The 22,512-nt window shown below is 71.6% G+C and carries 18 protein-coding genes; 11 read left to right on the top strand and 7 right to left on the bottom strand.

What is annotated here, in order from left to right:
- Nucleotides 1–244: 244 nt before the first annotated feature.
- Nucleotides 245–1,306, bottom strand: a complete 1,062-nt coding sequence (locus STSP_RS21875; RefSeq protein WP_232789745.1) for a M14 family metallopeptidase — start codon at nt 1,304–1,306, stop codon at nt 245–247.
- A 2-nt stretch (nt 1,307–1,308) separates the two neighbouring features.
- Nucleotides 1,309–2,445, bottom strand: a complete 1,137-nt coding sequence (gene solA / locus STSP_RS21870; RefSeq protein WP_067280720.1) for an N-methyl-L-tryptophan oxidase — start codon at nt 2,443–2,445, stop codon at nt 1,309–1,311.
- 281 nt (nt 2,446–2,726) lie between these two features.
- Here solA and STSP_RS21865 point away from each other — a divergent pair, with 281 nt between their 5' ends.
- Both STSP_RS21865 and STSP_RS21860 read left to right on the top strand, forming a co-directional pair.
- Entirely contained in the window at nt 2,727–3,473 is a 747-nt protein-coding gene (locus STSP_RS21865; RefSeq protein ID WP_067280717.1) for an IclR family transcriptional regulator, read from the top strand.
- 346 nt (nt 3,474–3,819) lie between these two features.
- Nucleotides 3,820–4,563, top strand: coding sequence for an IclR family transcriptional regulator (locus tag STSP_RS21860; protein ID WP_067280714.1), 744 nt, complete (start codon nt 3,820–3,822; stop codon nt 4,561–4,563).
- 143 nt (nt 4,564–4,706) lie between these two features.
- On the opposite strand, the gene STSP_RS21855 is transcribed toward STSP_RS21860, so the two are convergent.
- The 3 genes from STSP_RS21855 to STSP_RS21845 are packed head-to-tail and all read right to left on the bottom strand — an operon-like array spanning nt 4,707 to nt 10,302.
- Nucleotides 4,707–6,146, bottom strand: coding sequence for an NAD-dependent succinate-semialdehyde dehydrogenase (locus STSP_RS21855; RefSeq protein WP_067280712.1), 1,440 nt, complete (start codon nt 6,144–6,146; stop codon nt 4,707–4,709).
- Nucleotides 6,143–9,037 carry an FAD-binding and (Fe-S)-binding domain-containing protein gene (locus tag STSP_RS21850; RefSeq protein WP_067280773.1) on the bottom strand — a complete coding sequence of 965 codons (2,895 nt, stop codon included), beginning with the start codon at nt 9,035–9,037 and terminating at the stop codon, nt 6,143–6,145. The genes STSP_RS21855 and STSP_RS21850 overlap by 4 nt, the downstream gene beginning before the upstream one ends.
- Entirely contained in the window at nt 9,034–10,302 is a 1,269-nt protein-coding gene (locus tag STSP_RS21845) for an aspartate aminotransferase family protein (protein WP_067280771.1), read from the bottom strand. The genes STSP_RS21850 and STSP_RS21845 overlap by 4 nt, the downstream gene beginning before the upstream one ends.
- A gap of 284 nt (nt 10,303–10,586) precedes the next feature.
- Between STSP_RS21845 and STSP_RS21840 the strand changes: the two genes are divergently transcribed.
- Nucleotides 10,587–12,215 (top strand): PucR family transcriptional regulator, encoded by a 1,629-nt coding sequence (locus tag STSP_RS21840; RefSeq protein ID WP_067280709.1) that lies wholly within the window; start codon nt 10,587–10,589, stop codon nt 12,213–12,215.
- A gap of 118 nt (nt 12,216–12,333) precedes the next feature.
- On the opposite strand, the gene STSP_RS21835 is transcribed toward STSP_RS21840, so the two are convergent.
- Entirely contained in the window at nt 12,334–12,885 is a 552-nt protein-coding gene (locus STSP_RS21835) for an O-methyltransferase (protein WP_157902881.1), read from the bottom strand.
- A gap of 357 nt (nt 12,886–13,242) precedes the next feature.
- On the opposite strand from STSP_RS21835, the gene STSP_RS21830 reads away from it, so the two are divergent.
- Complete coding sequence (locus STSP_RS21830; protein WP_067280706.1) at nt 13,243–14,571, top strand: MFS transporter; 1,329 nt, start codon at nt 13,243–13,245, stop codon at nt 14,569–14,571.
- A 76-nt stretch (nt 14,572–14,647) separates the two neighbouring features.
- Here STSP_RS21830 and STSP_RS21825 read toward each other — a convergent pair whose 3' ends face one another.
- Nucleotides 14,648–15,577: a LysR family transcriptional regulator gene (locus STSP_RS21825; RefSeq protein WP_067280700.1), complete on the bottom strand. Its 930-nt coding sequence runs from the start codon at nt 15,575–15,577 to the stop codon at nt 14,648–14,650.
- A 121-nt stretch (nt 15,578–15,698) separates the two neighbouring features.
- On the opposite strand from STSP_RS21825, the gene STSP_RS21820 reads away from it, so the two are divergent.
- Genes STSP_RS21820 through STSP_RS21790 form a run of 7 tightly spaced genes read left to right on the top strand, consistent with a single transcriptional unit; the run spans nt 15,699 to nt 22,478 of the window.
- A complete protein-coding gene (locus STSP_RS21820) occupies nt 15,699–16,679 on the top strand; it encodes a fumarylacetoacetate hydrolase family protein (protein WP_067280692.1) in 981 nt (326 codons plus the stop codon).
- The gene (locus STSP_RS21815; RefSeq protein ID WP_067280687.1) at nt 16,676–17,647 is read left to right on the top strand and encodes a cyclase family protein; all 972 of its coding nucleotides are present in this window, start codon (nt 16,676–16,678) and stop codon (nt 17,645–17,647) included. The genes STSP_RS21820 and STSP_RS21815 overlap by 4 nt, the downstream gene beginning before the upstream one ends.
- A 33-nt stretch (nt 17,648–17,680) precedes the next feature.
- Nucleotides 17,681–18,811: an FAD-dependent oxidoreductase gene (locus STSP_RS21810; protein WP_067280679.1), complete on the top strand. Its 1,131-nt coding sequence runs from the start codon at nt 17,681–17,683 to the stop codon at nt 18,809–18,811.
- A complete protein-coding gene (locus tag STSP_RS21805) occupies nt 18,808–19,842 on the top strand; it encodes an amidohydrolase family protein (RefSeq protein ID WP_067280676.1) in 1,035 nt (344 codons plus the stop codon). Before STSP_RS21810 ends, STSP_RS21805 begins: the two co-directional genes overlap by 4 nt.
- Nucleotides 19,843–19,853: 11 nt before the next feature.
- Complete coding sequence (locus tag STSP_RS21800) at nt 19,854–20,792, top strand: VOC family protein (protein ID WP_067280674.1); 939 nt, start codon at nt 19,854–19,856, stop codon at nt 20,790–20,792.
- A gap of 13 nt (nt 20,793–20,805) precedes the next feature.
- The gene (locus STSP_RS21795) at nt 20,806–21,732 is read left to right on the top strand and encodes a fumarylacetoacetate hydrolase family protein (RefSeq protein ID WP_067280671.1); all 927 of its coding nucleotides are present in this window, start codon (nt 20,806–20,808) and stop codon (nt 21,730–21,732) included.
- On the top strand, nt 21,729–22,478 hold the full coding sequence (locus STSP_RS21790; protein ID WP_067280668.1) for an SDR family oxidoreductase: 750 nt from the start codon (nt 21,729–21,731) through the stop codon (nt 22,476–22,478). The genes STSP_RS21795 and STSP_RS21790 overlap by 4 nt, the downstream gene beginning before the upstream one ends.
- Nucleotides 22,479–22,512 lie beyond the last annotated feature (34 nt).

Raw genomic sequence — 22,512 nt, 5'->3', positions numbered from 1 at the left:
CGCTGTCGCGGACGACCACCGTCTTGCCGCCGCCCTTACCGCCGCCGGCCGAGGCGCGGCTGGTGCCGGTGCCGCAGGCGCTGAGGGTGGTCGCGGCGGCGACACCCGCCGTGACCCCGCCTATTCCTCGCAGGAACAGTCTGCGGTCTATCCGGGCATCTTTCATGGTGTGCCTCCTGGTGGTGCTGGCCGTGAGTAGGGGAGCGGCTGGGGACGTGGAAAGGGGAGGGGCTGGAATGGGGGTCTAGGTGCGGGGACCCGCCTCGTCGGATCCGGCACCCAAACCGGGGACCTGGAGGGTGTCGGCCCGCGTGGCCGTGTCGGGGTCCCACGGGACGGCCAGGGCGGCCAGTTCCTTGCCGGGGGCGACGGTGAGGCCGTGCATGCCGTAGATGATCCGTCCGCCGGCCGGGGCGTGGACGGTGTGCTCCGTGCCGTCGGTCGGGTCGACGATGCGGCCGAGGAGGTCGCCTTCTGCGACTTCGCCGATGATGTCGGCGTCGAAGGAGAACTCCGGGTACCACAGGCCGGTGGCCTCGGCGGTGACGCCGGCGGACCAGACCCACTCGCGGATCGGTGCCGGGGCGGAGTCGTCCTGGTCGAGGACGCCCAGGTGGCGCAGTGCCTTCAGCAGGCCGTCGACGCGGCGGAGGGCGGTGGCCTCGTCCCGCTGGCCGAGCTGGCCCACCTCGACGAGGACCGCCGAGATGCCCCGGCGGGCGGCGGCCGCGTGGCTGTTGCCGCCCTCGGGCGTCAGTCCGAGGATGACATCCTCGATGCCGAAGGAGCCTGCCAGTTCGGCGGTCGCCTTGTCCAGGTCCGGGTTACCGGTGAGGCGGTAGCCGACGAAGTCCCGCAGGACCTGGTCGATGCCGCCGCAGTGCAGGTCGATGTAGACGTCGGCGCCGTCGACCAGGTGGGCGAAGAGCCAGGCGGCCAGCCGCTCGGTGGGGCCGCCGGCCGGGTCGCCGGGGAAGACGCGGTTGAGGTTCACGCCGTCTACCGGGGAGATGTTGAGCCGGCCCTGGTACACGGCGGGCGGGTTGGCGACCGGGCAGATGATCACCTGTCCCTGCACCTCGGCGGGTTCCAGCTCTTCCGCCAGTCGTACGACGGCGTCGATGGGCGTGAACTCGCCGCCGTGCACACCCGCGGTGATGACGACCCGGGGGCCGGGGCGGGAGCCGTTGACCAGGATCAGCGGGATGTCGACGGCAAGGGTGCCGAGATCCGCCTGGACGGTGCCGCGCGCCTTGGTGCCCGGCTGGGCCTGAAGGGAGCCGACGGAGAGGGTGGCGTCGCTCATGGTCATGCCTCCGTGCGGCCGACGGTGGAGATGAAGTCGATGGGCTGGGACGAGGTGCCGTCCAGCGCCAGGTCGGCGGCGATGTCACCGAAGGCGGGCGAGAGCTTGAAGCCGTGGCCGGAGAATCCCGCGAGCAGGACGACGTTCTCGGCGCCGGGCAGCGGGCCGACGAGGGGGCGGCTGCTCCCGGTGTAGCCCTCCATGTAGACGGAGAGCCGGGTCGGGTCCGGGTGCAGGTCCGGCAGGTAGCGGCCGATCAACTCGCTGAAGATCTCCAGCTCCTCCGGCTGCACCGTCCGGTCCAGCTCGTTCGGGTCGCCTGCGGGCCGGTGCAGGGCCTGGGAGAGGCCGAGCTTGACGGAGATGCCGTCCGGCGAGGGCAGGCCGTAGCAGTGGGTGGGCGCCGTACGGATGAACGCGGGGCGCTCCTCGCCGAACCAGGCGTTGGTGGTGGGCACGAACCAGGCGCTGACGAGGCGGCGGATGTCCACCTCCCACGGCAGGTCGGGCAGCAGGTCGTTGACCCAGGGGCCGGGAGTGACGACGGCCGTGTCGAAGCGCTCGCTGCCGGTGTCGGTGCGGATCTCGACGCCGTTCGCGACGGGCACGATCTCGCGGACCGTGGTGTAGCGGTGGATCACGGCGCCCAGCTGCTCCGCGCGGCGGGCCGCGGTCTGGATGGTCAGTTCGGGGCGGATGAAGCCGGCGCGGCGGTCGAGCACGGCCGCGTCGCCGTCCTCGATGCGGTACTGCGGGAAGCGCTTGGCCAGGGCCTCGGCGTCGAGCACCTCGTGGTCGAGGCCGTGCTCGGCGATGGACTGCAGGACGGTGGCCATCTGGTGGTGCTCGGTCGGCCCCATCAACAGGCATCCGGTCAGACGGCGCAGCTCACGGCCGGTCTCCTGCTGAAGCTGCTCGTACAGGGCGTCGGCGTGCTTGAGCAGCGGGACGTACCGGGAGTCCTCGAAGTGGGCGCTGCGGAAGATGCGGGTCTCACCGCCGGCGGCGCTGCGGTCGTGGCCGGGGGCGAACCGGTCATATCCCACGACCTCCGCTCCCCGGGCCGCCAGCCGCCAGGCGGCCTGGCTGCCCATCGTTCCGACGCCGACGACGGCGACGCGCTTCCTGGCAGCTGACACAGGGCTTTCCTTTCGTATCACCGAGGCGCATGCTGGGCCCTCGGCGTGAGGCTGTTCGATTCGAGAGGTTTTGGGCGGGAGCCGGGCCTTGTGTGGGGCCTGCGGCTACCAACCGCCGCATCTCGCAGTCCGGCTCACTTCGTCGGGATCCTCTGAGGAGCCGTGCCACATTGTGGAATGCTGTGCTAGAATCTGGCACAGAGAATGGCAGCGGGTCGGATGGGAGTCAAGAGGGTGTCCGGCAGAAATTTCGAGGATTAACAGGGGGAAACCGGATGGAAATGAAGAGCGTCACCAGGTCGCTGCGGATCCTGGAGGCAGTCGCCCAGCATCAGCCGGTCACCGTAGGGGAGTTGACGAAGCTCTTCGGCCTGCCGAAGTCGACCGTGCAGCGCACCCTGGTGACACTGGCGGAGGCCGGCTGGCTGCGAGCCAACCGCAAAGACACCACACGCTGGGAGATCGGCGCCCGCGTCCTGGCCGTACGGCCTGCCGCCCTGCAGGGCTCCAGCCTGTTCGCCGCCGCCCGCGAGCCCATGATCCGGCTCCGTGACGCGGTGAACGAGACGATCCACCTGTCGGTGCCCGACGCCCTGCAGGGCATGGTCGTCGTCGACCGCGTGGACTGCGACCACCCCGTGCGCACCTTCCATACGATCGGCGACACCTCACCCCTGCACGCCACCGCCGTCGGGCGCGCCATCCTCGCCCATCTGCCGAAGCGGGACGTCGAGGAGCTCATCACGCAGGGGCTGGAGCGCTACAGCGACACGACACCCGCCGACCCCGACGAGCTGCGGGCCGAGCTGGACCGGATCCGCACCGAGGGTTACTCGGTCAACCGCAACCAGTACCGGCCAGGTGTCTGCGCGGTCGCCGCGCCCGTCCTGGACGAGAACGGCACACCGCTGGCCGCGGTGGCCATCTCCATGCCCGACTCCCGGTTCGACGCGGACCGGCTGCCGGAGTGGGGCCGCCTGGTCGCCGATACGGCAGCGGAGATCACGGGGCGCCGGCTGAGCGCCTGAACGAAGACGACGGGCGAAGCCCGCAGCAAGGGCCGGTCCGTGCGGAAGCACGTGCCGGCCCTTGTGCGTTGCATGGCTGCCACCGCCCTGCGCCGGGATAGGGGACCGAGCGCAGGGCGGCCGCACCACGCGGCTAGGTAGGCGCGTCAAGGTGCGCCACCGCTGTCCATCGCCGCGGGTCATGGGATTCCCTCCTTCACGATGCCGGTCTGACGACCGACCTCCAGAGCGCGTGCCAGATTGTGGAACGCTGTGCTAGAATCCGGCACGATCGTGCCTCCGGCTCTGGGAGGGAGTCAAGAGTGCAAGGCAGAGATTTCGAGGATCACCAGGGGGAACCGTGGAAATGAAGAGCGTCACCAGGTCGCTGCGCGTCCTGGAGGCGGTCGCCCAGCATCAGCCCGTCACCGTGGGGGAGCTGACGAAGATCTTCGGCCTCCCGAAGTCGACCGTGCAGCGCACCCTGGTCACACTCAACGAGGCAGGCTGGCTGCGGGCGAACCGCAAGGACACGACCCGGTGGGAGATCGGCGCCCGTGTGCTGGCCGTACGGCCCGCCGCCCTGCAGGGCTCCAGCCTGTTCGCCGCCGCCCGCGAGCCCATGATCCGGCTCCGCGACGCGGTGAACGAGACCATCCACCTGTCGGTGCCCGACGACCTGCAGGGCATGGTCGTCGTCGACCGCGTCGACTGCGACCACGCCGTACGGACCTTCCACGCCATCGGCGACACCTCACCCCTGCACGCCACGGCCGCCGGTCACGCGGTCCTCGCCCATCTGCCGAAGTCCGAGGTCGACGAGGTCGCTGCGGGCACACTCGAGGGTTACGGCGCGGAGACCATCACCGACCCGGTGCGGCTGCGGGCAGAGCTCCGCCGCGTCCGAGACCGTGGATACGCCGTCAACCACAACCAGTACCTTCAGGGTGTCTGTGCCATCGCGGCACCTGTCCTGGACGGTGACGGCGTCCCGCTGGCCGCCGTGGCCGTCTCCCTGCCCGACTCCCGCTTCGAGCCCGGCCGGCTCGACGAGTTGGGGCAGCTGGTGACCGACACGGCGGCGGAGATCACCGCGCGCCACCTGCGCTGAGTACGGCCGCTCCCTCTCAGGGCAGGCGGGCCCAGCCGCCCGCGTCGAGGCCGACCTGACCCCGTGCCCGGCCTGAGGACGGAGCGGCCGGGCACGGGTGGCCCGCGGTGCGCGATACGGCGTAGATCAGGGCAGGACCGCCGTCATCGCACAGGCACCGCGAGGTACTGGTACTCCAGGAACTCGTCGATCCCCACCCGGCCGCCCTCGCGCCCGAGCCCGGACTGCTTGACGCCGCCGAAGGGCGCGGCCGGGTTGGAGACGAGGCCGGTGTTGAGGCCGACCATGCCCACCTCCAGGCGTTCGCTGACGCGCAGGGCGCGGTCGAGGCCCTCGGTGAAGACGTAGCCGACCAGGCCCCAGGGGGTGTCGTTGGCGCGGCGGACGACCTCGTCCTCGTCGTCGAAGGTGAGGATCGCGGCGACCGGTCCGAAGATCTCCGTGTCCATCAGGCGGCTGTCAGGGGCGACGTCGGCGAGCACGGTCGGCGGGTAGAAGCAGCCAGGGCCTTCGGGCGCACGGCCGCCGACGAGGACACGGGCGCCGCGCTCCACCGCGTCGGCGACCAGTTCCTCGACCTTGGCACGTCCGGCCCTGTCGATCAGCGGCCCGACGTCGACGCCGTCCCGGGTGCCGGGGCCCACGACGAGCGCGCCCATGCGCAGGGCGAGGCGCTGCGCGAAGTCCTCCGCCACCGACCGGTGCACGAAGAAGCGGTTGGCTGCCGTGCATGCCTCGCCCATGTTGCGCATCTTGGCGACCATCGCGCCGTCCACGGCCTTGTCCAGGTCGGCGTCCTGGAAGACGATGAACGGGGCGTTGCCGCCCAGCTCCATCGACGTGCGCACCACAGTGTCGGCGCACTGGGCGAGCAGCAGCCGCCCGACCCCGGTGGAGCCGGTGAAGGACAGCTTGCGGATCCGCCCGCCGCGCAGCAGCGGCTCGCACACCTCCCCCGCCCGGGACGTGGTGACGACGTTCAGTACGCCGTCCGGCAGCCCGGCCTCCTTGAGAATCTCGGCGAGAGCCAGGCTGGAGAGAGGGGTCTGCGGGGCCGGCTTGAGCACCATCGTGCAGCCCGCCGCGATCGCCGGGCCGATCTTGCGGGTGCCCATGGCGAGCGGGAAGTTCCACGGGGTGATCAGCAGGCAGGGGCCCACCGGGCGGCGGGAGAGCAGCATGCGGTTGCGGCCGTCCGGCAGGGTGCCGAGGCCGCCGTCGATGCGGACGGCCTCCTCGGAGAACCAGCGGAAGAACTCGGCGGCGTACGCCACCTCTCCCCTGGCCTCGGCGAGCGGCTTGCCCATCTCGGCCGTCATCAGGTGGGCCAGCTCGTCGGTGCGCTCGAGGATGATCTCGTACGCGCGGCGCAGGATCTCGCTGCGCGCCCGCGGCGCCGTGCGGGCCCACTCCTCCTGCGCCTGGACGGCCGCGTCCTCCGCGAGCTTGGCGTCCTTGGGGCCCGCGTCGGCGACGTGACAGAGGATCTCGCCGGTCGCGGGGTCGTCGACGGGCATGGTGGCGCCGTCCGCGGCGTCCACCCAGGCCCCGCCGATGAACAACTGCGTGGGTGTGTCGGTCATGAGGTTCCTCCTGGTTGATCGGCGGCGGGGTCGAGCAGTTCCGCCAGGTGCAGGGCGCGGATGCCCCGGTCACCGGCGAGGTGGTCGATCTGGGTGGCGCAGCTGAAGCCGTCGGCCACGACGACGGCGGGTGCGTCCTGGTCGATGCCGTCGAGGCGTGGCTTCAGGGCCAGGTCCGCGACGGCCATCGAGGTCTCGTAGTGCTGTGCCTCGAAACCGAAGTTCCCGGCGAGTCCGCAGCAGCCCTCGGCCTCGTCGACCTTGCGTACGCCGAGGCGGCTGAGCAGGTCGCGGGGGTGGCGGCCCTTGAAGGTGGCGTACTCGTGGCAGTGGGTCTGCAGGACGACCTGGTCCGGCAGTTCCGGCGGGGTCCAGTCCGGCGCGGCCAGGTCGGTCAGGGCGCCGGTGAGGGTGTGGACGCGGGAGGCGACGCGACGGGCCGCGTCGGTGCCGAGCAGTTCCGGTACGTCGCGTTTGAGGGCCGCGGCGCAGCTGGGCTCGGCAACGACGATCGGACGGTCGTCGCCGTTGTCGAGGTGGGCGACCGTACGGGCCATGATGCGGCGAGCGGTGGACAGCTGACCTGTGCTGACCCAGGTCAGGCCGCAGCACAGTCCGTCCTCCGCCGTGCAGGGGATGCCGGCGTCGGCGAGCACGCGGCTCGCCGCTCCGGCCACCTCGGGACGGAACGCGCGCGTGAAGCTGTCCACGAAGAGCAGGGCCTTCGCCGGTTCACCGGTCCTCGCCGAGCGCAGGGCCCGGCGCAGCGCGCTGCGGGAGGCGAAGGCCGGGATCCTGCGCTTCGTGGTCACGCCTCCGAGGCGGGCGAGCAGCTTGCCGATCGGTCCGCGCAGCAGGGCGTTGACCGGGCGCGCAGCGTATCCGGCGAGCGCGGAGGTCAGGGGCAGCCAGCCCAGCGAGTAGTGGGAGCGGGGCCGGAGCCTTCCCTTGTAGTGCTGGTGCAGGAACTCGGCCTTGTACGTGGCCATGTCGACGCCGACCGGGCAGTCGCTGGAGCACGCCTTGCAGGACAGGCACAGATCGAGGGCGTCCTTGACCTCGGTCGAGCGCCAGCCGTCCTGGACGGTCCCGCCCCGCACCATCTCCTGCAGCAGGCGGGCCCGGCCGCGGGTCGAGTCGTTCTCCTCCCCCGTGGCCCGGTAGCTGGGACACATCACGCCGCCCGCGTCGCTGCGGCAGCGGCCGACGCCGACGCAGCGGCGCACGGCGCCCGCGAAGCCGTCCTCGTCGTGCGGGAAGGAGAAGAGTGTCTCGACGGGCAGCACGTCAGAGGGCGTGTGCAGCGCGAGATCGGCGTCGAGCCGGGCCGGGGCCACGATGACGCCGGGGTTCAGCAGGCCCTCCGGATCGAAGATCTCCTTGAAGGCGGCAAACGCCCGGATCATCCGGTGGCTGTACATGACCTCCAGCAGCTCACCGCGCGCCCGCCCGTCCCCGTGCTCGCCCGACAGGGTGCCGCCGTGCTCGACGACCAGGGCGGCGGCTTCGGAGAGGAACCGGCGCATGGCAGCCCGGCCGCTGTCCGTGGCCAGGTCGAAGTCGATGCGCACATGCACGCAGCCCGCGCCGAAATGCCCGTACAGCACGCCCGTCAGCCGGTGAGAGGCCAGCAGTCGGCGGAAGTCCCGCAGATAGGCGGCGAGGTTCTCGGGCGCGACCGCCGAGTCCTCCCAGCCGGGCCAGGACTCCCCTCCGTCCACCAGGCGGGCGGCGAGACCGGCCCCGTCCTCGCGGACGCGCCACAGTGAGCGCCGCTCGGCCGGGCTCTCCACGACCCGTCCGCCGATCATCCGGCCCCGGGCCTTGAGCACGTCCAGCAGTTCGGCGGCCCGGGCGTTCACCGCGGCCTCGTCGTCGCCGTCGAGTTCCACGTAGAGCCAGGCCCGTCCCTCGGGCAGGCCGGTGACGGAGTCCGGGCCACGGCGGGCCCGCATCGTCGCGACGATCGCCTCGTCCATGCCCTCCACGGCGCTGGGCGACCAGCGCAGGATCTCCGGCACGTCCTCTGCGGCGTCGACGACGTCGTCGTAGCCGAGGGTCAGCAGCGCTGATGCCTGTGCGGTCGCCACCAGGCGGACCGTCGCGGCGGTGACGACCGCACAGGAGCCTTCAGTCCCGACGAGGGCTCGGGCCACGTCGAACCCGTTCTCGGGCAGCAGGTGGTGCAGTTGGTAGCCGGAGACCTGGCGGGGGATGCGGCCCAGTTCGGTTCGGATCGGCTCCAGGTTGTCGGCGATCAGGCGCCGTACGTCCGCCTCGAGCCGGGCGACGCGCTGCACGGCGTCGGCGTCGCCCGGCTCGGCGGCATGCAGCCCGGAGCGGTCGGCCACGGCCCGCACGCCGTCGGCCGTCACGATCTCCAGGGCCTCGATGTGGCCGCTGGTCCGCCCGTCCCGCACCGACCGGTTCCCGCACGCGTCGTTGCCGATCATCCCGCCGAGGGTGCAGCGGCTGTGCGAGGACGGATCAGGACCGAAGGTGAGCCCGTGCAGGGCGGTCGCGCTGCGCAGCGTGTCGAGGACGACGCCGGCCTCGACGCGCGCCGTCCGCGCGGACGGGTCGATGTCCAGGATCCGGTTCATGTACCGGGAGAAGTCCAGGACCAGGCCGGGCCCGACCGCGTTGCCCGCCATGCTGGTGCCGCCGCCGCGGGCGGTCACCGGCACGCCCGTCTCGCGGCAGGCCCGCAGCACCGCGACGACGTCGTCGGCGCTGCGGGGGAAGACCACGGCCCTCGGCGGGACCCGGTAGTTGGAGGCGTCGTAGGCGTAGAGGCCCGTGGCGCCAGGGCCGGTCTCCACCCGCAGGCCGACAGCGGTCTCGGCCAGCCGCGCGACCAGCGGCTCCAGGGCCGTGGTGGTGTCCGTCATCGCCGTGCCGCTCCCGATGTGCCGACTTCCACCGCGGTCGCCCACGCCTGGAGGCCCTCGTCCACCGCCGTCTCGTCGATCACGAGCGCCGGGATCATGCGCACGACCTGGTTCCAGGCCCCGCACAGCAGCAGGAGCAGGCCCTCGTCCACGGCGGCCCGCTGGACGCGGGCGGCGGTCTCGGGGTCGGGGCTGCCGTCCTCGGTGACGAACTCGGTGGCGAGCATCAGGCCCAGACCGCGCACGTCCCCGATGCCCGGTGTCCGGTCCGCCACCGCCTCCAGGCCGTGGCGCAGCCGCTTGCCCATCGTCTCGGCGTTCTCGACGAGCTTCTCGTCACGTACGACGTCGAGGGTGGCGCAGGCCGCGGCGCAGGCGACGGCGTTGGCGCCGTACGTACCGCCCTGCGAGCCGGGCCACGCCTTGGTCATCAGCTCCTCGGAGGCGGCGATGCCGGACAGCGGGAAACCGCTGGCCAGGCCCTTGGCGGTGACGAGGATGTCGGGCGTGACGCCGAAGTGGTCGTGGCCCCAGAACCGTCCTGTGCGGCCGACGCCCGTCTGCACCTCGTCGAGGATCAGCAGGAAACCGTGCCGGTCCGCCCGCTCCCGCAGGCCCTCCAGGAAGGCTCGAGTCGCGGGCACGTACCCACCCTCGCCGAGCACCGGCTCGACGATGATCGCGGCCGTGTCGGCGGGCGAGGAGATCGTCTGGAGCGTGTAGTCCAGCTCCTTCAGGGCGAAGCGGGTCGCGGTCTCCTCGTCCCAGCCGTAGCGGTAGGCCGACGGGAAGGGGGTGACGACGACACCGCTCATCAGCGGGGAGAAGCCGGACCGGAAGCGGGTGCCGGAGGTCGTCATGGAGGCGGCGGCCACGGTACGGCCGTGGAAGCCGCCGTGGCAGACGATGATGTTGGGGCGGCCGGTGGCCTGGCGGGCCAGCCGCAGCGCGGCCTCCACCGCCTCGCTGCCGGAGTTGGTGAAGAACAGGCTGTCGAGGCCGGCCGGCAGTACCTCGCCGAGCTTCTCGACGAGCCGCCGCAGCGGCTGGTGCATGACGGTCGTGTACTGACCGTGGACGAGCGTGGCCACCTGCTCCTGTGCGGCCGCGACGACCTTGGGGTGGCAGTGTCCGGTGCTGGTGACGCCGATGCCGGCGGTGAAGTCCAGATAGCGGCGGCCGTCCTCGCCATAGAGGTGGACGCCCTCACCACGGGCCGCCACCACGGGCGTGGCCTGGCGAAGGTGCGGCGACAGTGCGGTCATGTTCGTCTCCCGGCCTCGGTCGTCGATCTGTTGCGTTCTGTCGAGCATCTCCGCAGGCCAGGGCCGCGCCAACGCGCGATCTGTCCGGCCGGGACGCGGTATCCGGACGTTGTGTCAACCGCACGGCTTCACGGCCGATGCGGATGACGCGTCCGTGCCCGGGGCGTGCCGGGGTGCCGATCCCCGCCGAACCTCTCTTGCGCAGGTCATCGACCCTTGTCACAGTGGCCGGGCGCTCCCCGAGCTCTGGGCTCGGCTCGAGCAGGGGACCCCATGGAGACACCGTGAACGACAACCACCCGGCCGGCCAGGGGCCCACCCGTCCGCTCACCGTGGCCGACGTCCTGGCCCTCCCTGTCATGGCCGCTGGACGGCCCCAGGTCGTCACCGGCGTGCCGCACCTGGACCGGCCGGTCAGGTGGGTCCACATCACCGAACTGACCGATCCCGCGTCCTTCCTCAAGGGCGGCGAACTCGTCCTCACCACCGGAATGCCGCTTCCGGAGGACGCGGCCGGCGTACGCCGGTACGTCGACGAACTCGCCGACGTCGGGGCCGCGGCGCTGGTCATCGAACTCGTACGCCGCTATCACCGCCCGCCGGACGCGCTCGTCGACGCCTGCCGTCTCCGCGGCCTCCCGCTCGTCACCCTGGCCAAGGACGTCAACTTCCTGGAGGTCACCCAGGTCGTGCACGCGCTCCTGCTCGGCAACCAGGCGGACGCGATGCGCCGCACCCAGCGCATCCACGAGGCGTTCACCGCCCTCACCCTGCATGGAGCCGGGCCGGAGGACGTGGTGCGCGCGGCGGCGGAGATGAGCGGCCGCACGGTCGTTCTGGAGAACCTGGTACACCAGGCACTGATCTGCGAGCCGTCCGGAAGCACGGTGGACGAGGCACTCACGGACTGGGAACAGCGCTCCAGAGCCACCAGGCCCGGCGACCGTACGGCGATATGCGGCCCGGAGGGCTGGCTCACGGCACCCGTCGAGTACCAGGGCGAACGCTGGGGCCGTGTGGCCATGCTCCCCGCTCGCACCGACGGCGGGCCGGTCTTCGGGCCGGAGGACATCACCGTGCTGGAGAGGACCGCGATGGCACTGACCGTCGCCCGCCTCATCCACCCCACCCCCTGGGAGCGCACCGCGCACCGGAACGCCCTGCGCGACCTGGTCGAACGGCGCCACCACTCCGCCGAGGACGCCCGTGCCCGCTGCGCGGCACTGGGCCTGCCGAGCGACCGGAACCGCTTCGTCGCGACTGTGGTGGACCTACGCACAGGGAATGGGGGAGCCGAGCCCGAGACCCGCCTGTTCCAGGAGCTCCGGGCGGCAGGCGTCCCTGCGCTCGTCGGTGAACTGGCCCCCGACCGCATCGGCATCCTGCTGGCCCTGCGCCCCTCCCAACCCTGGCGCCCCATCGTCGAACGCCTCTGCAGCACCGCACTGGGCCTGGCCTCGCAAGCAGTCGTGAGTGTCGGCTCGGAGGTCACGGACCTCTCCGACAGCGCCCGCTCTTTTCGCGAGGCGGCCCGCGTCGCCGAAGCGACCCCTCCCGGCCAGCCGCTGCCGCCCGACCGTTCCTTCCACGAGCTGTCCGACATCGGCCTGCGCCGCCTGCTGTACGCCCTACGCGAGGACACCCGGATCCAGGAGTACACCGAACAGCAGCTCGGGCGACTCATCGACCACGACACTCAGCACGGCACCGGCCTGCTGACGACCCTGCGCCACTACCTCGACGCGGCCGGCAACAAGACCACCGCCGCTCGCCGGGGCGGCCTCTCCCGCGAGACCATGTACCAACGCCTCCGCACCATCGAGCGTCTCCTCGACTGGGACCTCGAGTCCGGCGAACAGCGCACCGAACTACACGTGGCGCTGATGGCACTTGATGTGCTTCGGGCGCATTGACGAAGAAGGACCACGAGCCGGCCGTCACGTACCGGTCCGCTGCCGCACAGGGCAGCGGCACGGCACACTGACAGGTGCGGTCATCATGCTCTCGGTCTCGGTAATCACGGCATCGTGTTCACGCCGCCCTCCGCGTGGCGAGCATCAGCCCCGTGGCCTCGACGAAGTCGGCTGTGGCCAGCTCCGGGTCGGACGCCAGGGTGGCGCGGATCCTGTCGACGACCGCGCGGTGCTCCGGCCGGTCGTACCGGGCGGGCTGCATGTCGTCGACGACGAGTATCCCGCCGGGCGCGAGGGCGCCGAGCGTCACGTCCAGCCCCTCCCACTTGCCGGCCACCGCGTCGGCGAAGATCAGGTCGAAGCGGCCGAGGCGCGGAACGACGTCCAGGGCGTCACCGGTGACGACGTCCACCCAGTCGGGCAGGCCGGCGGCGCGCACCGACTCGGCAAGTTCCGGGACGACTTCGACGGTCGTGAGGGTCACATCGGTTCTGGGACCGACTCCCGAGGCCAGCCACGCCGTCCCGACTCCGGTCCCGGTGCCCAGCTCGAGAATGCGTCCGCCGCGAGGCACGGCTGCCGCCAGGGCGCCCAGCAACGCGCCCACAGCAGGCTCGCAGGACTGCTCGAAGGAAGTCTTCTCCGCTCGTTCTTCCGCAGCACGGACCATTTCTGGAATCTTGGCGTACATTCCGCTCTCTTCTCACTCGGTCACAGCAACTCTCGTTCTTCTCATGCCGATTGCAGCAGAGGTGTGATCACGCCGTCAGCGATCTCTTCCAGAATTTCCGGCCGAGCACCGCGGGGCTCCAGGCAGCGGCGAAGCCCATCCACGGCATGGATGAGCCGGATACGGGATTCAGATCGCGCAGAGGATGGCGGCGGGGCCCCGCACAGCCGATAGTCGTCCCTACCCGCACGCCGCTGTCCGGACCAGCCGCCGACGTGCGGCCGTCCACAGCATGCCGTGCACCGTAGGCGCCAGTCACAGGCATGCCCGCTCCCGTACACCGTCCCTGGAGTCGCCATGCCCGGTTCCGTGTCCCCGATCCCGCCTCCCGCCGCGGTCGATGACGCCGCCGCGTCACCCGTCGCCGTCTCGCGCCCGGTCCATCTGCTGCGTGTGACCCTGCTGATGGCGGGCAGCTGTCTGCCGATCCTGGGGGCGGTGCTGATCGCCCCGGTGCTGCCGAAGATGCAGGACCACTTCGCGTCGGTACCGGGGGCCAAGGCGCTGGTTCCTCTCGCGCTGACCGTACCGGCGCTGTCGCTGGCGCTGCTGGCCCCGTTCGCCGGGATGATCGTGGACCGGCTGGGCCGTAAGCGCCTGCTGGTCGTGGCGACCGTCCTGTACGCCGTGTTCGGAACCGCCCCTCTGTGGCTGGACTCGCTGGGCGCCATCATCGCGAGCCGCGCCCTGGTCGGTGTCACCGAGGCCGCCATCATGACCTGCTGCACCACCTTGATCGGCGACTACTACTCCGGTCACCGGCGGGTGAAGTACCTGGCCCTGCAGACCATGTGCGCCTCCGCGTCGGCCACCGTCTTCTTCGTACTCGGCGGCGCCGTCGGCGCGGCGGGCTGGCGCGTGCCCTTCTGGATCTACGCCGTGAGCCTGGCGCTCGCCCCGCTGATGGCCACCGCCCTGCCCACGCTGGCGGTCCGCGCGGCCGCCCACGATGCCTCGGACGAGGCCCCGGACGAGGCGGAGACCCGGGCCGAAGGGGACACCCGGCCCGAAGGGCAGACCCGACGTCCGTTCCCCTGGCGGCAGTTGGCGGGTATCTGCGCCCTCACCTTCTTCGGGGCGATGGTGTTCTACACCGTCCCGGTGGAGATGTCGTACCTGCTCGACGACCTCGGCGTGGAGAACACCGGTGTGATCGGCCTGGCCACCGCGATCGCGAGTGCCGCCACCGTGGCTGGAGCGATCGCCTTCGCCCGGCTGAAGCGCTCTCCCGACCCGATGCTGCCCGCCGTCTTCGCTGTCTGCGCGGTCGGCTTCGGGGTGATGTTCCTCGCGGACCTCATGGGAGACGCCCCGCTGCTGGTCATCGGGGCGGTCGTCAACTGCGTGGGCACGGGCATGCTGCTGCCCGCCCTCCTCACCAGTGCCATGTCCCGCCTGGCGTTCGAGGACCGCGGCCGCGGCACGGGGCTGTGGACGGCGGCCTTCTTCGGCGGCGAGTTCGTCTGCCCACTCGTGCTGCTCGCCGTGGAGCCGGCGGTCGGCAGCCTCGCCGGTGCGGTGGGTGTGCTGGGGCTGGCCGCCGCCCTCGTCGCGGCGGGGCTGCTGGCGGTCCGCCGCCGCGCGGGCGCCGCGGATCCCCGGCCGCTGCCCGAGCAGTTGGCCTGACGGCCAACCGAGCATCCCCATGAACAGGGGGCACCCCCATCGCGACGGAGCCGCATATGTCACAGCCCCGCGCCCCTCAGGGCGTTGCCGGGCCGTTGCTATGAGCCGTCAGCGTCGCGCCCACCTCCGCGGCCTTCTGCCGCAGCCAGATGTGGGCCGCGTCCTGGGTGTGCACGGGATGCCACCACATCGCCTCCTGCACCGGTACGGCCTCGAACGGGCAGGGCAGGACGCGTACCGCGGCGGAGCGGACCGCTCTGCGGGCCAGGCGCTCCTGGATCATCGCGACCCGGCGGGTGCCCTCGACCATGTGCGGCAGCAACTGGAAGGTCTGCACGGAGACCTCCACCCGGGGGCTGATGCCGAGCATGCTGAGCTGACGGGCGGCCGGGGCGTCGTAGGGACGCTGGTAGACGGCCCAGGGCAGGCGGGCCAGGTGGTCGAGGGTGAGCGCGTCGCCGATCTCGGGGTGGTCGTCGGCGACCAGGCACAGCCATCGGTCCTGGTGGAGGTCGACGGCGGGGAACTGGTCGATGACGCCGTGCGGCATCAGCAGTCCGTCGACGGTGCTCAGCACGGTGGCGGTGTTCTCCACGACGGAGGGTGCCGGGTGCTGGAAGGCGAGGCGGATCCCTGGCGCCTCCCGGTGCAGGGCGCGGGCGAGCGCGGCGCCGAAGACGGCCGCGCCGTAGTCGGAGGCGAGCAGGGTGAACTCGCGGGTCTCGGCGGCCGGGTCGAAGTCGGCCTGGCTGGAGAAGACGCGTTCCAGCAGGTCGCACGCGGTGGCACTGCGGTCGCGCAGGGCGACGCCGAGCGGGGTCAGCTCGTAGGAGTTGCCGGTCCGGGCGAGCAACTCGTCGTCGAAATGGCGGCGCAGCCGGGACAGCGCCGCACTCATCGCGGGCTGGCTCAGCCCGACGCGCTCGCCGGCCCGGGTGACGTTGCGCTCCTCCAGGAGAGCACGCAGGGCGACGACCAGATTGAGGTCGAGTCGGGACAGGTTCACCGGGGCACCACCTAGCAAGCGAGAGCCATCCATGGCATGGATTCGGCACATCCACAGGATTGATTTCCGTGATTCACCGGTCGGGGCCAGAGTAGACCGCAACCCAGCAGGAGGAAATCTGATGGCAACGCTCGTGCAACCTGCCGGCCCGTTCGCGCTCGGCACGTTCTCCGCTCCGGACGGGGAGCCGTTCCCCGGTCTCCTGTCCGATGACCGGGTGCTCGACCTTCGTGCGGCTCTCGGTGAACCCGCCCTGACGACCCGTGGGATCTTCGAACGCTGGGCGGAGCTGCTGCCCCTCCTGCACGCCCTCGCCACGGACGGGACCGGCACCTGGCAGGCACTTGACGGCCTGCGGGTCCACGCCCCCGTCGAGCCCCGCCAGATCTTCCAGTCCGGCGCCAACTACCGGCAGCACGTGATCGACCTCGAGGTCGCCCACCGCTCCCCCGACGACCCGCGCACCGTCGAGGAGGCGCGCGCGGAGATCGCCGCGATCATGGACCGGCGGGCGGCCGAGGACCTGCCGTACGTCTTCATCGGCCTGCCCAGCACCATCGCCGGCCCGTACGACGACGTCGTACTCCCCTCCTGGGCCGCGAAGCCCGACTGGGAGCTGGAGCTGGCGGCCGTCGTCGCGAAGCCCGCCTACCGGGTGCCGGTCGAGGAGGCTCTGGAGTACGTCGCCGGGTACACGATCGCCAACGACCTCACCGACCGTGCCACCGTCTTCCGCCGTGACATGCCGGCCATCGGCACGGACTGGCTGCGCTGCAAGAACGCCCCCGGCTTCACCCCGCTCGGGCCGTGGATCGTGCCGGCCGAGTCGATCGCCGACCCGGGTGACCTGCGGGTCACGCTGAAGCTGAACGGCGAGACCATGCAGGACGAGTCCACCAAGGACATGCTCTTCGGCATCGCGCGGCTGGTGTCGTACATCTCCCGGACCGCCCGGCTCCTGCCCGGGGACCTCGTGTTGACCGGCAGCCCGGCCGGCAACGGGATCCACTGGGGGCGGCTGCTGCGCGACGGCGACGTCATGGAGGGCTCCATCACCGGTCTGGGCGTGCAGCGCACCCGTTGCGTGGAGGAGAAGGCGTGAGCCTGGACCGCCGCGACCCGGAGGGCGCGATCGCCGAGGCCGCCAAGGCGTACTCCAACTGGGGGCGTTGGGGCGAGGACGACGTGCTGGGCACGCTCAACTTCCTCGACGAGGCCAAGCGCCGCGAGGGGGCCGCCCTTGTCCGACGGGGTGTCAGTTTCTCGCTGTCGCAGCGCTTCGACATGAACGGGCCGCAGAAGGGCTGGCGCCGGCGGACCAACCCGGTGCACACCATGCTCGACACCGGCACCGACGCGGCCCTCGGCAACCAGGGCTTCCCGCACGGCATCGGCGGGGCGGACGACGTGATCGCGATGCCGCTGCAGTGCTCCACGCAGTGGGACGGGCTCGGGCACATCTTCGACCACGGCAAGGCGTGGAACGGACGCGACGCGGAGAAGGTCGTCACCTCCGACGGCGACCTCGTCACCGGCATCGAGCACATGGCCCCGTACGTGGCCGGTCGCGGCGTACTGCTGGACGTGGCCCGGGTCATCGGTGACGACGACGGTACGCCGGAGCTGCCCGACGGGTTCGCCATCACCGAGGCGCACCTGACCGCGACCGCCGAGGCCCACGGCGTGACCGTCGGCCGCGGGGACATCGTCGTCGTACGGACCGGGCAGCTGGCCCGGGTCCGGCGTGAGGGCTGGGGCGACTACGCGGGCGGACCCGCGCCCGGCCTGTCGTTCACCACCGCCGGGTGGCTGCACCGCACCGAGATCGCCGCGATCGCCACCGACACCTGGGGCTTCGAGGTCCGGCCCAACGAGTTCGACCACGCCTTCCAGCCGCTGCACCAGGTCGTCATCCCCAACATGGGCCTGCTGATCGGCGAGATGTGGGACCTCGAGGCCCTCGCCGCGGACTGCGCGGCCGACGGCGTGTACGCGTTCTGGCTCACCGCCGCACCCCTGCCCATCACCGGCGCCGTCGGCTCACCGGTCAACCCCATCGCCGTCAAGTAACTCAAGCAACAGAGCGGACCAAGGGAGTTCCCCATGACCGACCCCCGTACCGTCCTCGTCATCGGCGGGGGCGCCTCCGGCAGCGCCGTCACCATCCTGCTGCGGCGCGCCGGTGTGGCCGTGGACCTGATCGAGGCCAAGCCCGACTGGAACGCCACCACCGGCTCCGGCATCACCCTCCAGGGCAACGCCCTGCGCGTGCTGCGCGAGCTGGGTGTGTGGGAGCAGGTGAGCGCCTCCGGATACGCCTTCGGCTCGCTGGGCGTGACCGCTCCCGACGGCACCGTTCTGTTCGTCGCCGAGGACATCCAGACCGGCGGCGACGACCTGCCCGCCACCCTCGGCATGCAGCGCCCCCAGCTGCAGCAGATCCTCATCGACGCGGTCCGCGCGTCCGCTGCCTCCATACGCCTGGGCACCACCGCCGAGGCGCTGGAGCAGGACGCCGACGGCGTCTCGGTGCGTTTCAGCGACGGCAGCGAGGGCCGTTACGACCTGGTGATCGCCGCCGACGGTCTCAACTCCGCCAGCCGCGCCGCGATCGGTATCACCGACAAACCCGAACCCACCGGCATGGCGATCTGGCGCATCGCCGCCCCACGGCCCGAGAGCGTGACGCGCACCGACCTCGCCTACGGCGGCCCCGCCTACATCGCCGGCTACTGCCCCACCAGCGAGCACACCATCTACGCCTACGTCGTCGAAGCCTGCCGCGACCGCGCCTCCATCGACCCGGCCGCCTACGCCGACGAGATGCGCCGCCTGGCGCGGGCCTACGGCGGGGTCTGGCCGCAGATCATCGAGCACATCACCGACCCGAAGAAGGTCAACTACACCTGGTTCGACCGCCTGCTCGTCGAGGGCTCCTGGCACCGGGGCCGGGTCGTGCTCATCGGCGACGCCGCCCACTGCTGCCCGCCCACCCTCGCCCAGGGCGCGGCGATGTCCCTGGAGGACGCCTCCGTGCTCGCCGAGCTGCTCACCAGTGGACGGGACTGGGACGACGAGCTGCTGCAGGCGTACCACGACCGCCGCATCCCCCGGGTGCGCACCGTCGTCGAGGCGTCCGTGCAGATCGGCCAGTGGCAGCTGGACGGCGTGCGCGACGCCGACGTGGCCGGGCTGATCGGCCGCACCATGAACCTCCTCAAGGAGCGCCCGTGACCGCCACCGCATCGTCCGCGCCGACCATCGACGTCCACGCCCACCTCCTGCTGCCGGAGATCGAGGAGGCCGTCGCCGGTCAGCCCGGGCTCGCCGAGGCCCGTAACCTCGATGCCCGCCGCAACGGGTCGGCGGCCCTGGCCGTCAACGGTCCGATGGTCGGCGAGCGGGTCCCACGGCTGACGGATGTCGGCGCCCGCCTGGCGGCCATGGACGCGGCCGGCGTGGACGTGCAACTGGTGAGCCCCTCGCCGAACCACTACCACTACTGGGCCGAGCCCCAACTTGCCGAGCGCGTCTGCCGGCTGGCCAACGAGGGCACCGCCGCGCACTGCGCGAAGGCCCCCGACCGGCTGCACGGCCTCGGCCTGGTCCCGCTCCAGCACCCCGGCCTCGCAGTGGCCCTGCTCGACCACGCACTGGACCAGGGGCTGAAGGGCGTGGAGATCTCCTCGCACGCCCCAGGGCCGGGCGGGACACGAGACCTGGAGCTCTCCGACCCGCAGCTCGCACCCTTCTGGGCGCGCGCGGAGGAGACCGGCGCCCTGGTCTTCCTGCACCCGTTCGGCTGCACGCTCGACGAGCGCCTGGACCAGTGGTACCTGTCCAACACGGTCGGCCAGCCCACCGAGAACGCCGTCGCCCTCTCCCACCTGATCTTCTCCGGCGCCCTGGACCGCCATCCGGGCCTGAAGCTGATCGCGGCGCACGGCGGCGGCTACCTCCCCACGCACATCGGCCGCTCCGACCACGCCTGGCGGGCCCGCCCCGACGCCCAGGGCTGCTCACGGGAGCCGAGCAGCTACCTGAAGCGGCTGTACTTCGACTCTCTGGTCCACGACCCGTACGTACTGCGGGAGTTGGTGCGCGCCGCGGGCGCGGACCGGGTCCTGCTCGGGTCCGACTTCCCCTTCGACATGGGCACCGACGACCCGCTGGGCGCGCTGCGCGCCGCGGACCTGCCCGACACCGACTTCCACGCCGTGCGCGGCGGAAACGCCGCCGCCCTGCTCAACCTCACCCTCGTCTGAGGAGGAACCCCATGAGCAACCGCCTGCTCACCCATCTCCGGCACGTCGACCTCGCCGTGCCCGACTACGACAAGCAGCTCGACTTCTACGCCGGCGTCTGGGGCCTGACCGAGGTCGCCGAGGACTCCGGCATCTCCTTCCTCGCCGCCGAGGGCAGCCCCGAACAGTACGTCGTCCGCCTGCGCAAGGCCGACGAAAAGCGTCTCGACCTGGTCTCCTACGGGGCGGGCAGCCCGGCCGACGTGGACACCCTCGCCGAGCAACTCCTCTCGCAGGGCGTGCAGTTGGTGTCCCAGCCGGGGAAGCTCGACACCCCGGGCGGCGGGTACGGCTTCCGCTTCTTCGACGTCGACGGCCGCACCATCGAGGTCTCCGCCGACGTGGAAGCACGGCAGCACCGCCGTATCGAGGAGAAGGAGGCCATCCCCGTCCGACTGTCGCACGTGGTGCTCAACTCCCCCGACCTGAACAAGACCCGCGAGTGGTACGAGACCCACCTCGGCTTCCGCCTCTCCGACACCCTCAGCTCGCCGCACATGGGCGAGGTCATGCACTTCATGCGGATCAGCAACCAGCACCACTCGATGGCCATCGCCCAGTGCCCGCACACCTCCCTGCACCACATCTCCTTCGAGATGCGCGGCCTGGACGAGTACATGCGCGGCTCCGGCCGCGTCATGCGGGCCGGTTTCCGCAAGATCTGGGGCCCTGGCAGGCACATGGCGGGCGACAACACCTTCACGTACTTCCTGGACCCGCACGGCAACACGGTCGAGTACACCACCGAGCTGGAGGAACTGGACGAGGACACCTGGCACCCCCATGTCTACGACTTCTCGAAGCCCGAGGTCACCGACCAGTGGGGCACGGCGAACCCGATGAACGAACTGGTCGCCAAGGAGTCCTTCAACGACGTCGACCGCGGCGTGTTCGTCGCCCCGCCGGTGTAAGGGGCGCCGACCATTGCGCATCGCCACTTACCTCTACGAGGGGCGGCGTCACTGCGGCGTCGTGGACGGCACCGTCGTACGGGCCCTGCCGGACGGCACCTCACCCCTCGACGCCCTCGGCGCCCGCCCTGTGGGTGACGCCGTCCCGCTGTCGGACGTACACCTGCTGCCACCGCTCCAGCCGCCCACTGTGCGGGACTTCGTCACCTTCGAGGAACACGTCGAAGGCGTACGACGCTCCGTGGACGGGACCGCCGGTGTGCCCGAGCGGTGGTACGCGGCTCCGACCTTCTACTTCACCAACCCCTACGCGGTGTACGGCCCGCACGACGACATCCCCATGCCGCCGGGGTCGAGCGTGCTCGACTTCGAGCTGGAGGTCGCCGCCGTGATCGGCAAGGAGGGCCGCGACCTCACCCCCGAGCAGGCCCGCGACCACATCGTCGGCTACACCGTCTTCAACGACTGGTCCGCCCGCGACCTGCAGTCCGCCGAGATGAAGGTCGGCCTCGGCCCCTGCAAGGGCAAGGACACCGCCACCACGCTGGGCCCGTACCTGGTCACCGCCGACGAGCTGGAGAGGTACCGCGACGCGGACGGCTTCCTGCGCCTGGCGCTGACCGCCGAGGTCAACGGCGAGGTGGTCGGCGAGGACCTGCTGTCCAACATGAGCTGGACGTTCGAGGAGATGGTCTCCTACGCCTCGCGCGGAACGTGGGTGCGTCCCGGTGACGTGCTCGGTTCCGGCACGTGCGGCAACGGCGGCTGCCTCGCCGAGCTGTGGGGCGTACGCGGCAGGCAGGAACCGGCGCCGCTGAAGCCCGGCGACACGGTGACGCTCACCGTCGAGGGCATCGGCAGCGTCTCCAACACCGTGGTGACCGGCCCCGATCCCGTGCCGGTCCCGAGCGCGCGGCGCCGTCCCCGGGAGCGGCCGTGACCGACCTCCACCCCAAGAGGCTCCTCGGCAAGGTCGTCGTGGTCACGGGCGCAGCCGGCGGCCAGGGCGCCGCGGAGGCCGAGGCGCTGGCCCGCGAGGGCGCCCGCGTGATCGCCACCGACGTGACGCAGGCACCCGGCTGCCGCCGCCTCGACGTCACCAGCGAGCCGGACTGGGCGGAGCTCGCCGCCGAACTGCGCGAGGCGTACGGGCAGGTGCACGGCCTCGTCAACAACGCGGGCATCACCTGGCGGGCCCGCATCGACGACGTACGACCCGAGGACATGGCCCACGTCCACGCGGTCAACGTCACCGGGCCGCTCCTCGGCATCCAGCACCTGGTGCCGCTGATGCGCCCGGGGGCGTCGATCGTGAACGTCGGTTCGTCGGCGGCACTGACCGCCCACTACCCCGTCGCGTACACCACCAGCAAGTGGGCGCTGCGCGGCCTGTCGAAGACCGCCGCCATGGAACTGGGGCCGCGCGGCATCCGCGTGAACACCATCCACCCCGGCTTCATCGAGACGGACATGACCGCCTCCGCCGCGCCCGCGTTCCGCGACGCGAACATCCTCGGGACACCGCTGGGCCGTACCGGGAGCGTGGCCGAGGTCGCCCCACTCGTGGTGTTCCTCCTGTCCGACGAGGCCTCCTTCATCACGGGCGCCGAGATCCCGGTCGACGGCGGCCTCACCACGCACGGCGGCGCCAAGCCGATCTCCGACGCCCTGCGCCCGGACGCCTGAACCGCGGGCACCCTGCGGCCGGACACCCGGGCGG

Source organism: Streptomyces jeddahensis (genome assembly GCF_001642995.1).
Taxonomy (GTDB): domain Bacteria; phylum Actinomycetota; class Actinomycetes; order Streptomycetales; family Streptomycetaceae; genus Streptomyces; species Streptomyces jeddahensis.
The sequence above is the reverse complement of the archived record's forward strand: the minus strand, read 5'-3'. Positions and strand labels throughout refer to the sequence as shown.